Origin of the sequence: Mucilaginibacter gilvus, from assembly GCF_004054195.1 — a bacterium.
GTDB lineage: Bacteria > Bacteroidota > Bacteroidia > Sphingobacteriales > Sphingobacteriaceae > Mucilaginibacter > Mucilaginibacter gilvus.
This window is the reverse complement of record NZ_SBIW01000007.1, coordinates 150,368-163,192: the sequence shown is the minus strand read 5'-3', so window position 1 is coordinate 163,192 and position 12,825 is coordinate 150,368. Positions and strand designations below refer to the sequence as shown.

The 12,825-nt window shown below is 45.5% G+C and carries 14 protein-coding genes; 7 read left to right on the top strand and 7 right to left on the bottom strand.

Annotation, left to right across the window (positions count from 1 at the left end):
- The first annotated feature begins 37 nt into the window (after positions 1 to 37).
- Positions 38 to 952, top strand: a complete 915-nt coding sequence (locus tag EPL05_RS15115) for a hypothetical protein (protein WP_128534819.1) — start codon at positions 38 to 40, stop codon at positions 950 to 952.
- Positions 953 to 1,069: 117 nt separating this feature from the next.
- Positions 1,070 to 1,528, top strand: a complete 459-nt coding sequence (locus tag EPL05_RS15110) for a hypothetical protein (RefSeq protein ID WP_128534818.1) — start codon at positions 1,070 to 1,072, stop codon at positions 1,526 to 1,528.
- Here EPL05_RS15110 and EPL05_RS15105 read toward each other — a convergent pair.
- Positions 1,503 to 2,915, bottom strand: coding sequence for a hypothetical protein (locus tag EPL05_RS15105; protein WP_128534817.1), 1,413 nt, complete (start codon positions 2,913 to 2,915; stop codon positions 1,503 to 1,505). The two genes, EPL05_RS15110 and EPL05_RS15105, sit on opposite strands and share 26 nt — an antisense overlap.
- A gap of 13 nt (positions 2,916 to 2,928) precedes the next feature.
- Positions 2,929 to 3,711 carry a hypothetical protein gene (locus EPL05_RS15100; RefSeq protein WP_128534816.1) on the bottom strand — a complete coding sequence of 261 codons (783 nt, stop codon included), beginning with the start codon at positions 3,709 to 3,711 and terminating at the stop codon, positions 2,929 to 2,931.
- 201 nt (positions 3,712 to 3,912) lie between these two features.
- On the opposite strand from EPL05_RS15100, the gene EPL05_RS15095 reads away from it, so the two are divergent.
- From EPL05_RS15095 to EPL05_RS15080, 4 genes are read left to right on the top strand one after another with little or no spacing between them, the layout of a single operon-like run.
- Complete coding sequence (locus EPL05_RS15095) at positions 3,913 to 4,374, top strand: hypothetical protein (protein WP_128534815.1); 462 nt, start codon at positions 3,913 to 3,915, stop codon at positions 4,372 to 4,374.
- Positions 4,375 to 4,383: 9 nt separating this feature from the next.
- On the top strand, positions 4,384 to 5,034 hold the full coding sequence (locus EPL05_RS15090) for a hypothetical protein (RefSeq protein ID WP_128534814.1): 651 nt from the start codon (positions 4,384 to 4,386) through the stop codon (positions 5,032 to 5,034).
- Entirely contained in the window at positions 5,010 to 5,813 is an 804-nt protein-coding gene (locus EPL05_RS15085; RefSeq protein ID WP_128534813.1) for a sensor histidine kinase, read from the top strand. The genes EPL05_RS15090 and EPL05_RS15085 overlap by 25 nt, the downstream gene beginning before the upstream one ends.
- A gap of 1 nt (position 5,814) precedes the next feature.
- Positions 5,815 to 6,447: a response regulator transcription factor gene (locus tag EPL05_RS15080; protein ID WP_128534812.1), complete on the top strand. Its 633-nt coding sequence runs from the start codon at positions 5,815 to 5,817 to the stop codon at positions 6,445 to 6,447.
- A 110-nt stretch (positions 6,448 to 6,557) separates the two neighbouring features.
- Here the strand turns inward: EPL05_RS15080 and EPL05_RS15075 are convergent, their stop codons facing one another.
- The 4 genes from EPL05_RS15075 to EPL05_RS15060 are packed head-to-tail and all read right to left on the bottom strand — an operon-like array spanning position 6,558 to position 10,630.
- Positions 6,558 to 7,565 (bottom strand): glycoside hydrolase domain-containing protein, encoded by a 1,008-nt coding sequence (locus EPL05_RS15075; RefSeq protein ID WP_128534811.1) that lies wholly within the window; start codon positions 7,563 to 7,565, stop codon positions 6,558 to 6,560.
- Positions 7,535 to 8,191, bottom strand: coding sequence for a glycoside hydrolase family protein (locus tag EPL05_RS15070; protein WP_128534810.1), 657 nt, complete (start codon positions 8,189 to 8,191; stop codon positions 7,535 to 7,537). Before EPL05_RS15070 ends, EPL05_RS15075 begins: the two co-directional genes overlap by 31 nt.
- A 22-nt stretch (positions 8,192 to 8,213) precedes the next feature.
- A complete protein-coding gene (locus EPL05_RS15065) occupies positions 8,214 to 9,734 on the bottom strand; it encodes a glycoside hydrolase family 32 protein (protein ID WP_128534809.1) in 1,521 nt (506 codons plus the stop codon).
- Positions 9,735 to 9,736: 2 nt separating this feature from the next.
- Complete coding sequence (locus tag EPL05_RS15060; protein ID WP_128534808.1) at positions 9,737 to 10,630, bottom strand: glycoside hydrolase domain-containing protein; 894 nt, start codon at positions 10,628 to 10,630, stop codon at positions 9,737 to 9,739.
- Here EPL05_RS15060 and EPL05_RS24665 point away from each other — a divergent pair.
- Positions 10,609 to 10,764 carry a helix-turn-helix domain-containing protein gene (locus tag EPL05_RS24665; protein ID WP_128534807.1) on the top strand — a complete coding sequence of 52 codons (156 nt, stop codon included), beginning with the start codon at positions 10,609 to 10,611 and terminating at the stop codon, positions 10,762 to 10,764. The two genes, EPL05_RS15060 and EPL05_RS24665, sit on opposite strands and share 22 nt — an antisense overlap.
- Positions 10,765 to 10,915: 151 nt before the next feature.
- Here the strand turns inward: EPL05_RS24665 and EPL05_RS15050 are convergent, their stop codons facing one another.
- A complete protein-coding gene (locus EPL05_RS15050; protein ID WP_128534806.1) occupies positions 10,916 to 12,823 on the bottom strand; it encodes an alpha-amylase family glycosyl hydrolase in 1,908 nt (635 codons plus the stop codon).
- Between the last annotated feature and the right edge of the window lie 2 nt (positions 12,824 to 12,825).

Here is a 12,825-nt window from a genome sequence, read left to right as displayed (position 1 = left end):
ATTTTTCTTAAACAAAAAACAACCTAAAACTAAAACAATGACAAACAATTTTGAAAAACTATGCGGCTGGATTGATGATCCGGAAAGCACGGTAATGGCACAGCAAGACCAAAACATCCAAACAATTTCATTTTATAATGACATAGCCGGAGATGGACAGGGTAAGGTTATTTTACTTCATAAAATTTACGAACAGGTTACTGGCAAGAGTCTCCCGGTTTGGAAGCAGGCAATTGGCGATTGTGTATCATTTGGTTACGCTTTAGGGGTGAGTATTTTAATGGCCATGCAAGAGTCATTTGATCATACGCAAGAATTTATTACAGATGCAGCTACCGAACCTATATATGGGGGATCGAGGATAGAAATAGGCAACCTGGGCATTTCCTCATCCGATGGCAGTACGGGGATATGGGCCGCGCAGTGGGTAAAAAAATACGGTATTTTGTTAAGGCAGATTTACGATACCATTGACCTTAAAGCATATTCTGGTTTAAGGGCCCAAAACTGGGGGCAGGCGGGCGTGCCCGATTTTTTAGAACCTATTGCAAGATTACACCCTGTACAAAATTACGCGTTGGTAACTTCGTATGAGGAAGCAAGAGATGCTATAGCAAATGGTTACCCGGTGGTAGTATCGTCAAACAGGGCTTTTAAGAGCCAGCGAGATGCTGAAGGTTTTTCTGCACCTTACGGTACCTGGGCCCATTGCATGTGTTTTGTTGCTGTGGACGACGCGTCCGAACGGCCGGGGCTGCTTTGCTGTAATTCCTGGGGAAACACCTGGATAGACGGGCCAAAAAGGCACGACCAGCCAGATGGATCGTTTTGGGTTGATGCAACCGTTGCTGATTCGATGTTAGGACAGCGTGATAGCTACGCGTTGAGCAATTTTGTTGGCTTCGAAAGGCAAAACGTAACCGAATTAATGCAAAAGTTTAACTTGCTTTAAACCAAAGCGGCTTGCGAGCCCGCCAAATTTATTCAGACAAGAAACATCAGCACTAACCTGCTGATGTTTCTTGTTTAAGGATTACATTGAAGCTGTAATATTTTGATTTATAAGTACTTGAAGCTTATATTTAAGCATACAAGGAGGGGAAAACCGCCAGGAAAAGCCGTTTATCCAGTTCCAGCTATCAGATCGCTTTCTGCCTTTCTGAAGCAAGTCACTATAAAGGAGATCAATCTGGCTAACAAGTGCATGATCATTGCCACAGTAGCTTATAACCTGAAGAAGCTACTCAACGGCATATCTGCAAGCGTAAGAAAAAGGGTTAAAAAAGATAGCAAATGGACAATAGAAACCCGCTGTACAACCTTTTTAGCCTTTAACACTAACGAAAACAATCTAATAAGCCAGATCAGAATGAATATTAACAGTAAATGGCTGAATATCCACCTGCTATGCAAATTAAATTATTCAGCCATTCAGATTCTTTGTGCAACAGCCACAATTGCGGGGCCTTCCTTATTTGAATTTCTCTCCTTGCTAATCTACATTAAGGTTTATCAAGGTTATAGGTAAAATCAAAAAAGCCAAGCACATTGCCGTCTTTAGGGTCCCATTTCAAATCGAACTTAAGCCAGGGCGTAGAAGGCAGGCGGGCACGGAAGAAAGCATCGAAATAAAATTTCGACTTATTGGTGCCGCTCACATAGCCACTTGTTGCGTTGTTAAGCTCCAATGCGCCGCTCAGTTCCATAACCGATACCTTTTTTTGCATGACAAGCACCTGATTATACCCCACCTGCAACGATACAATATTGCGCTTAAAGTTACGGAGCTTGCCTGTAGGGTCGTTACTGTTTAACGTATCGGTAAGCGAGGCTTTGATCTGGCCGGTTTTTAAGGTATTCCAGCTGCCCGTACCGTATAAAAAGTTTATACTACCTACGTGGCTGCTCAACATGCTACCTTTGCCGTACGTATACAAGTAACCTGCTGTTAATAGTGGTTGCCGCCCCACATACCTCACAAGCGCATTGTAATCGGCGATTACTTTTTTATTTAGCTCTGTCAAGGTTGTTGCTTTTAATGTACCGTTTAAATAGGCGTTCTGCGCCACCTGCTGATCAATAAATGTTGTTAAAGTTGTGGTTTGTGCGGGCGTTATGTAATTGGCATACTTTAGCGGAGTTTTACCAAGGCTGCGGATGTAAGCATTTAACGGACCTGTTACAATTTCTATCGCCACATAATCCGCAAAATCCTGAATACGTCTTGTCATGGCCGGCCCGAGCGGCTGACGTGCCTTAAGGTCGTTATTGAATTGGGTTACGAGGTAATTCGCCATCGCGTCGTCCGATGATGTGTGTTGAAACATATCAGGTACCGAAGCGCCAAGCTGTTTTTTAAATTCTTTTATAGGCTGGCCGTTATTATAAAGCCCGGTCAACCAGGCGGTGAGAAGCGGCTTAAGTTGTACCGATACGCCTGGCGAAGCCTGGGTAACAACAGCATTGATGATAGCGTCTTCTTCGGCAAAGGGGCGCAAATAGGCCTTTGTGTAAAAGGCCATAGAAGTATCCCGGCGATTAAGAAAATTATACGTAAAACCACCCTGCCACGAGTTGAAATTATTGTTTTTATCTACGCCGACAGAGGTGGTAAATTCTCCATTCCGCTGCCATCCGGTACGTAAAAAATTAATATTGTTATATTTATCCGCCGAGTCCATGCTGTTTAGAGCGAACCAATTCAGTTTTAACTGTAAAGAAGTATTGGTTGATGTAATATTTTTTGCAGCTACCTGCAAATAGTTTGTCAGGATGTCTTGTAAAGTACCTGTGTTAAACTTGTACCCGTTTATGCGGGCCTTGTCAAGAGTATCCTGCGGGTTTGGCGTTTGCGCGGCAGCGGTTGTAACTGCCAAGAAAAAACCAAGTATAAGATATGCAACTTTCTGTTTCATGATTAATGGTTGATTAGGAAACTAATAAAGGATGAGTATTAGACAAAATGGGACCGTGCGGATATTGGTGAGGTGAGTGTGATATCACCGAGCCTGTTACGGCAGTTATGGTAAGCACAACAGCCCCTTGATTGGTTGGGGAAGCCCCTCCTGATACGGTGTAAGCATAAACACCCGTTGGTAAATCTATATTCAATTGCCCGCTTCCGGCAAAGTTTAATGTTTGCCCATTAATTTTAACACTAAGCGTACCAACACCGCCCGAAAAAGCGGCCTCAAACTTTACAGTCCTAATCTCAGCAGCTGCTGGGTTTGCAGGTGCCGCACCCCCTGTTAAATTAACAGCTTTAAATGCCGCTCCGCCACCACCTGCCATCGCAGTCATTTTCATTTGGGTGTTCATTCTCTCCTGCGTAGCAAACTGCCCTTTTATATCGTTCACGGCTTTGATATATTCCAATATTTTGGCCCAAAAAGCCGAGCCGCCACTGGCCATTAAACCGATGATAAAATAAGGTATCCATATTGGCAGCGCTTCCGTGCCCACGTTAAGCCTGCCAGAAAAAAAACCCTCTTCGGTACCCATTAATTTTGCCGCTAACCAGCCGGTTAAAAAAGCAAGGATCATAACGATGAACCTCCTTGTTTTTTCCTGTGTGCTGAAAGGCGGTACGGGCGGTGGCTCCGGCGTATTCAACGGAGGTACAAGTGTTTTAATAAAAGTAACCAGTCTTTCGCTGGCCAAGCTGATCGCGAGGATAATGGATACGAGCTTGCTGATGATTGAGATGTCCATAGTTGTAGGTTTTTAGTGTGATAATTTATTAGCCAAATTGGAAAGGAAATTTCGCGCCCGGCAGGGCGGATAACACGGTTAACGGGGGGTATTTTTACGGGTAAACAAAACCGTAATAATCACTATATTACCCCTACCATAACAGCCATACTTTTGAGCTGTACTTAAACAATTTCTTATCACCCTTAACACTTAAAAAAAATGGACTTAACACAAAGAGCGCTCATCGGCGCGATAACCGAAGACGACGCAAGGAAAATGGTAACCGCGTATGATTCAATTGGCAATAAAGTAACCAGGGCGGTTTGGTTCGGCCTGGAGCAGCTGGATCAGATGGTAACTCTCGTTAAATCGGAATCTATGCTCGGATCCGGAGCAGACGGGATCCGTATTTACTTTGCGCAGTATACCAAGGATACTTTAAACGGTATGCCTGCCGAATACGAAGGAAAAAACACCGTGATTTTTGTTTCTACCAGGGCCGTGGCCAGAACTCCAACAGAAGAAGACCCAAGCAAAACCTACCACGAGGATTATTTTGATGGCCTAAAATTTCCTTCCTTTGAGGAACGTGCCGACGCCCCGATTGAAATAAAAGTTGCGGACCCCGAAAACCGCGGCGAACTTTGCCAGCCAAGATGCCAGGGCGTAACCCTGCCATAATATGCCTCCATGGCCAAATACATCAGTATAAATATCGTTCTGGAATTGTTATGCCTGCTGGCGGCAATGGCCTATGTTTTAAAAGACAAAAGCCTGATATGGAAAAGCAGCATAGTGTTTATGCTGCTTACCATTGTAATGGAAGAGCTGGGCCGGCATTTTAACTTAACAAACCAATGGAAAAACAACCAGTTGGTTTACAACTTACTAACACTGCCCGAGGCCGTTTTTATAAGCAGCATGTTTTATTGTATGCTGAAAGATTATATAAGGAGCAGGCCGGTTGTTATTACCGGCCTTGCCCTTATTTACGGCTTATATTTATACGAGTTTATACAAAACGGCCCGTTTTTGTATATGAACATGACGATCACGGTAATGTCTGTCATGTTCTCGGTTTATAGCTTTTTGTACTTGTACCTGTTCATCAAAAATGAGGCTTATGTAGAGCTAAAAAAACATGCCGCTTTTTGGTGGGTAACCGGCGCCTTGATGTACTATTTTGGCGGGCTGGCAACAAACCTGTTATTTACGGTAATGCCCTTTGCAGATGTTGATATAAATGCCCGGCTTTATTCGTACGTTTATGTGGCCCTAAACCTGTTTTTATACGGCTTCTGGAGCTATTCATTCAAATGTCGGTACCAGCAAACGAGATAGAGATATTTATTATACTGATCACCACGGTATTTTTACTGGCACCTATTACCCTGGTGCTTTTTGTTAGCCAATATAACCTCCGCAAAAAGAGACATTCTGAAGAAAAAGTGATGATGCAGCAGAATTATGAAATGGAAATAGCGAAAGCGCGTGTTGAGGTACACGAGCAAACCCTGCAAACCGTAGGCGCCGACCTGCACGACCATATTGGCCAGTTACTTAGCCTTACCAATTTTACCCTAAAATCTGTTGACGAGCTTAATCCGGATAAAACCCGCGAAAAAATAGATTCGGCCATCGCCTTAACCAGCAAGTCTATACAAGAGCTTAGGTTGCTTGGCAAATTGCTGCAGGGCGAACAATTGATAAGGGATGGTTTATCAAAGTCTATCCGCTACGAGTTGGATTGGCTGGAGCGACTGGGTAAACTGAAGATAGAATACCACGATAATAACCCATCTGCTAAAAGCGGGCTTGATGCAAATAAAGAGTTGATGGTCTTCCGCATTTTTCAGGAGATCATTAACAATATCCTGCGGCATGCCGAAGCAACCGTTATGGCCGTTACTTTAACCTACCTTGACGATATGCTGGAGCTACAGGTTACCGACGATGGCGTGGGTTTTGATGTTCCGCTGGCCCAGGCTACCTCGCCAAACATGGGGCTTTTTAATATGCAGTACCGGGCAAAAATGATCAACGGAAGCGCCGTTATAGAAAGCGGGGCAGAACGGGGTACCGTTGTAAAACTGACCGTACCTTATGATATAATAACCTAATATGACGCCAATTAAAATTGCGATTGTAGACGACCATACCCTGTTTAGGCAAGGCATTGGTGCTTTGTTGAAAGAGCACGAAGAAATACAGATACTTTTTGAGGCCGGCAACGGTAAGTTGATGCAGCAAGCTTTAACAAAACACCTGCTGCCTGATGTTGTGCTGATGGATATTAATATGCCGGTAATGGATGGTTATGAAACCACAGCATGGCTTAAAGCTAATCACCCGAGCGTTGCCGTATTGGCATTAAGCATGTACGAAGATGATAGCAGCGTAATAAAAATGATAAAAAAAGGCGCTGGAGGCTACGTTTTAAAAGAGTGCAGGCCTACAGAATTATTAGGGGCAATAATTTCCCTGAAAGAACGCGGTCTGTATCTCAACGAAATGGTATCTGGCAAAATGTTCCGGTCGTTCAATAAGCCCGATGATGCCCAGATCTCACCTAAAGAGCTGGAATTTATTAAATGGTGCTGCTCCGAGCTTACCTATAAAGAAATTGCCGACAAAATGTTTGTAAGCCCCCGTACGGTTGACAGCTACCGCGAATCGCTGTTTCAAAAACTGAATGTAAAATCGCGCGTGGGGCTGGTTTTATATGCTATTAAAAACAGCCTTTTTCTGCCCTAACAGCTTTCATCGTTTGGCGGTCATAACAAAACAAAGCGCCCCCATCTCAACTGGGGAGCCTTTAATCAACTAAATCCCGGCAAACGCAGCCCGGAAATATCTTATTGCCCTTACGGATTGGCTACCAAAATATTTTTGAAGGTTACGTCGCTATGGTCGGTAAAAATGCCCCAGTTAGTGGTTTGAGCTTTATATATGCGGCAGCTTAATGCAGCTACGTTATTAATATACACTACCACCATCGAGTTCTCCACTACTATATCCACCACATAATCGGTATTGGGGGCAAGCGTTATGGGCACATCATTGTCAGCAACTGTTGTTGAAGTTATAGATCCATGCTGGATTTTATCAAAACTGAACCTGTTTTGGGATGGCACAAAACGGAGGCTGTAAAAATCGTTAAAGCCATCGCAGGCACCTATCATAAAGCCAAAATCTTTTGCCGAGCTTGCATAATTCACTGTAGCGCTTATTTTGAATTTTTGCTGCCCCACCGGGTCATAAATTACATTGGCAACATCAAAATCTGCCGGGCTTATCATGTGGTAGGTTTGCTGGCCCGGTACCGTATTGGTTACATTGCCCCACTGGCTGTTTACTGCAGGCACGTAATTATTGTTTTCGAGGTTGGCCTTTAACGTATGCGGAATGGTTAAGGCAAGGTCGCCGTTGGCAAGGGCGTAAAGTTTATGCACCACCATGTTGCCACCCCAGGTCCAGGCACCGGCATCTGTATGGCCCGCCAAAACGTTGGTCCAGCCAAAAATGTAATGATCGCCAAACTGGTCTTTCTGAATTTTACCGGCAAAAAAGCTCTTTCCTTCAAAACGGCTGAGCCCAACCGGGTTGCTCCAGGGCCCGCCTACCGACGATGATTTGCGGTAGTACATGTACTTATTTATCTGGTCGGAGTAGATGAGGTAATAGGTGCTGCCTATCTTAATTTCCTGCGGGCATTCCATCATCCAGTAGTTGGTGGCACCGCCATCATATAAAAAGCCCTGGTAGGTCCAGTTACTGAGGTTGGTAGAAGTGTATTTAACAATAACGCCGCGCATGGTACCGGCTATGGTTTTGCGCGCGGCTACCAGCATATACCAGGTAGTGCCATCCAAAAAAACGTAGGGATCGTGAAAGTTATCGTTTTCATCAAAACCTGCCCGGTGGGCAAGTTAATGGTACTGAACGATGTGTTTTTGGTATACGCCAACGTGGGATTGGTAGACGAAGCCCGCATAATGCCCTCCAGCTTTGTACCACAGGTGGTGTAATTGTTGTTATGGCCCGAATAAAAAGCGTAATAAGTAGAGCCGTTTTTTACAATGCTGGCCGCCCCTACTGCGTTATCCTGCGCGCAGGTAGCCGAGCTGGAGGATATGATCTCGGCGGTTGCCGTGTAGGTAAAAAAATTGGTGGTAGTAAAGGCATACAGCGGGTGCCGCTTGTTGGTGGCATCGTTCCAGATATCCTTTAGAAAATACACGATAATTTTATTGGTGGCCGCATCAAAAAATGGTGCCATATCACCTACCCGGTAGCCGTCTGCCGTCATTTTGTAGATGGTGTAATCAGTTTGCTCTGTTTGTTGCGTACAAACAAGGGCTGCCGTGGAAAGCGAGGTGCCCGCCTTGTTTGTCACTACCGCTTTTAACGCCGGTTTAAACTGTTTTTCGGGTTTACAACACCACAGTGCAAGGCACAGCGAAGCCGCTATGCCAAATTTTACATTTGATAGTCTCATATTTGGTTTATTTAAATTGGTTTTACCTGGTGGAGGGCTTCACTCCCGAGTACGTTATCTTTTTAAGCTGTAAGGGCCCTGTAGATTTGATATGCAATTGGTTTAGCGGTTCCTGCGGGAAGAAGATATTGGTTAATACCGATAACCCATCATCGGTAAAAACTTCTACCGAAGCCACATCAACCAGTAATTTTATAGATAGCCCTTCGCCTGCTGCAACGCGCGGCGCAATGGTTTTGCGTGCAAAGCTTTGCTCAAAACCCACATCGCCAGACCTGGTGCGGTCCACGTAGTACGTATTGCTCGCCTTATCATAACCCACAAGCACCGCGTTGCCATTGGCGTTGCTTAAGTGCAGCGTTAGATCCTCCCGTTTCGCAAGTTCGATATTCAGCAGGTATTTCCCGCCGAAACCGCTTATTTTGGGAGAAAGATCATAACCGCCGTTAATTGCTACGTTTTGGAGCGAGGCGTACGGCCCGGTAATTTTTGCCAGCTCGGCTACTGGCTCGGCTGCCAGGTAAAGCGTGCCGTTAACATCTCTTAGCTTTAGTTCGCGCGGGATGGTCATGGCGCTTCGCCAGGCTTTGGTCGGTACTACGTTGGCATAATTCCAGTTGGTCATCCAACCGATGAAGACCTTACGATCGCCGGTGTTGGAAAAAGTAACACCCGCATAATCATCAGCACCGTGATCTGCCCAGCGGGTGCCCGTATTATCGGGCACAAAGGTTTTGCCATCAAAATCCCCCACGAAATATTGAGTTGCCGAGCCGCTTGTTGGGCCGCCCGGGTTAATGCTAATCAGCAAAACCCATTTTTTTGTTCCGTTATGGTCCAGGCTTACCAGATCGGGGCATTCCCATACACCACCGTGTGCGCCAAGTTTCTCGCCAAATTCGCTTTCCTTGGTCCAGTTTTTTAGATTGGGCGATGAGTAAAAGGTTATGCGGTCTTTTGTCGCCAAAGTCATCAGCCATTTTTTACCAGCCTCGTACCACTGCACTTTAGGGTCGCGGAAATCCCAGATGCCCGGGTTTGGCAGTACCGGGTTGCCTTTATACTTCGCCCAGGTTTTACCCTCGTCGGTACTGTAGGCTATGCTTTGATATTGATGCAACCCGGTTTTGGCATCCTCTATCTTTTTATTATGATGCGTAAAAATGGCAATGATGGCATTTTTACCGAAACCCGCGGTGTTATCCTTATCAACTACAGCGCTGCCAGAGAAGATGGTGCCCAGGCTATCCGGGTAAAGCGCTATAGGCTGCTCCGTCCAGTGCATCAGGTCGTCGCTGGTGGCGTGGCCCCAGTGCATCGGCCCCCATGTGGTACCGCCCGGGTTATGCTGAAAAAACAAATGGTAAACACCCTTAAGGTAAACCATGCCATTAGGGTCGTTCATCCAGTTTGCCTTTGGCGAAAAATGGAATTGCGGGCGGTATTGCTCTGTTACGGTGTTTTGCTGCGTTACTTTTTTATTGGTACTGCAGGCAGCGATAAGCATTACCCCCAGCAATGTCCATAATTGATAAGTCTTCATATTTAGTGTTTCAAAACTTTTAGTCCGCTTACGTTCAGTACCTGCGCATCTGCCGACAGGCTCCAAGGCTTACCAGTTACGCTGTACACCCGGTTGGTTAAGGCTACCTGGTTATTTATGTACAATACTGCTACAGAGCCGTCAATAATCATGCTGAAAGTGTAATTTTTGCCGGCCTCAAAAGTAAAAGGAACCCGGGTTACTTCTGCACCATTGTTGTAAGCGGCAATGCGGTTATTCGCTGGTTCTAATTTAATAACATAAGTACTGCTGTTATCGGCCTTTGTATTTAGCCCGATAGACGCTGTACCGGTAAGGTTAGCCAGGCTAAAGCTACCGCTAATTTTGGCGGTACTATCAACCCCTGCAAATTTGTATAAAGCCAGTGCCGGGCTACCAGTTAGCGTGTAATTAGCACCCGTGTGCGCTACCGCACCGGTATTAGCGCTTACAACGGGCTCGGCTTCTTTGGTAAAATAAGCGCTTACTGCCGCCGGGCTTTTCACGCCAAGCTTATCATTGCCCAGTTTAAAAAACTCGTGCGATATTAAATTACCGCCCCAGGTACGGGTGCCGCCATCGTTTTCGGGGTTGCGGCGGTGCGCCCAGCCCAGGGTATAATAGGCAGTACCGTCGGTAGCGGCACGGCCCGCATAAAACTGGTGCCCATCAAACATATCCTGCCCATCGGCCGGTTTTAGCCATGGCCCTGCGGTTGAATTTGCCACACGATAGTGCGTGCCCGGCGTGCTGCTCCAGTCCTCCGCAAAAAGCATATAATACTTGCCGTCCATCTTCAGGATGTCCGAGCATTCCAGCATCAGGTAGTCGCCTTGCACATTTAACGGGCCGCGTATGGTCCATTTATTGGTAGATGGGTCTGAAGACTTGTACACCAGCAAACGAGGGATATTCTATATCAGAAATCACTTATATGGTTGGCTTCTCCAGCCCTAATTATTTTTCCACTGTATTTAAGGTTAAATATAAATGCACCCCAAGCGAGTTTAAAAGACAGCAGCCATCGTAATGGTGGCTACATCAGCAATGGTATTTAATCTGCGTTTCTATTTTTAACGGTAGCCACTACAAAAAAATAACGCCGACGGAGACCCGTGGTGTTATTGAATACAATTGGCGGCTGAACTTATGATTAACTCAGCCGCCAAATGTTATCGGTTTTATTTTAAAACAACATCACTGTAAATATGGTACTCACCGGGCGCGTAAGTAGCGTTGTATGGCAAGGTTACCGTGATACTACTTCCTGATACATAATCATACCAGGTTCCGGCGGTTGGGAACGCGACTGTAACTGCCTGGCTGTTCACATCAAAGTTGCCAACCACTACCACATTTTGCCCGCTGGCATTTAAAAAAGCCATTTTTACAGAGCCTGCGGCGTTATAGCTGATGGCTGAAGTATTAAAAATAGGATTCTTGATCTTCATCTTGATCAGTTTGGCAAAAGCGCTGTACAGCTTGTGGCGCTGCGGATCGTTGTTGTAATCCCAGTGGATTGGTTTTTCGCCGGTGCGGCCATTTTGGTCGATGGATACATCGTAACCCAGTTCGCCAAATTGCCATATCATTTTTGGGCCAGGGGCTGTAAGCAAAAACGCCGCGGCAGCTTCCTGGCGTGCAAGTGCTGTGCTCAAATTTTTCACGCTATATGATCCGGATGCATTGCCATACTGGATGTTCTTAAACATCAGGCGCTCTTCGTCATGGCTTTCCATGTAGCTTATAATGTTATCGGGCTGCGTAAAGCCGGTATGGTTGCTAAAATACAGACGCGAGAAATTCGAGGTAGGAACCCAGCCCATTGTGGCCTCATTAAAATTATAATTAATGTTACTCCATAGCATCATCCCATTATCAGATAACTCCTTTTCTTCCCTATCGCCACCAAAAAACTCGAGGATGGTATAAAAATTATTATTGTCGATAGTTTTTATAAAGCTGTTGTACTCATTCCAGATGGCTATGCGGCTGGGGTCGTAAGCGGCAAAAGAAGCGTCGTCAGAGCTTACCTTTTCGGTAAAGCCCTTGGCAAGGTCGAAACGGTAACCGTCTATCTTATACTCCGACATGTAGAATTTCATCACATTTTTTGCAAAGTATTTTGTCGCCGCGCTTTCGTGGTTAAAATCATAGCCTACATTATACGGGTGCGTGGGGTTTACATTAAACCATGGATTGGTGCTCAACGGTTTATTGGTACCCTTATCAAAATAAAGCTGCACCATTGGCGATTGCCCAAAGGAGTGGTTAAGCACCATATCTAAAATAACGGCAATCCCGCGGGCGTGGCACTCATCTATCAGGGCTTTCAGATCATTTTTTGTGCCGTAATACTTATCTACCGCAAAATAAAACGATGGGTTGTACCCCCATGAAGAGTTGCCTTCAAATTCGTTCACTGGCATTAATTCTATAGCGTTTACGCCAAGATTGCTCAGGTAATTTAAGGTATCGGTTAAAGTTTTGTAGCTGTGCGTGGCTACAAAATCGCGCATGTGCAATTCATATATCACCAGCTTATTTTTATCGGGGCGGGTAAAAGCCGGGCTCTTCCAGGTATAAGCTGGCTGGTTGCCCTGCATTACGCTTACTATGCCGGTTTGCCCGGTAGGGTAAGCTTTAAAACCGGGGTAAACTGATGCCGGGATATACTTGTCGTTATCCGGGTCGAGGATCTTTTCGCAGTATGGGTCGGCCACTTTCAGGTTGCCATCGACCAAAAACTGGTAGGCGTATTCCTTACTTGCATCCAGGTTATCTATTTGGATCCACCAGCTTTTCCCATCTGGCGTGTTGTTCATGGCAGTTGCAGCCCAACTGTTAAACTCGCCAATTACCGCTACCGATGTTTTGCCGGGGGCGTATAAATTAAATATAGCCGAGGTACCGGAGTTTATAAAAGTAACCCCGTCACCTGCGCCCGCCGGTAATACTTTACCGTTGGTTACAGGCGGCGTAACTGTGCCGCCCCCACCCGTTGGCGGGTTTGGGTCTACGCTTTTTTTACTGCAAGCGGCAGTTGTAAATAATAGTACCATTAAAGGTATCCACAATATCTTCCTCATAT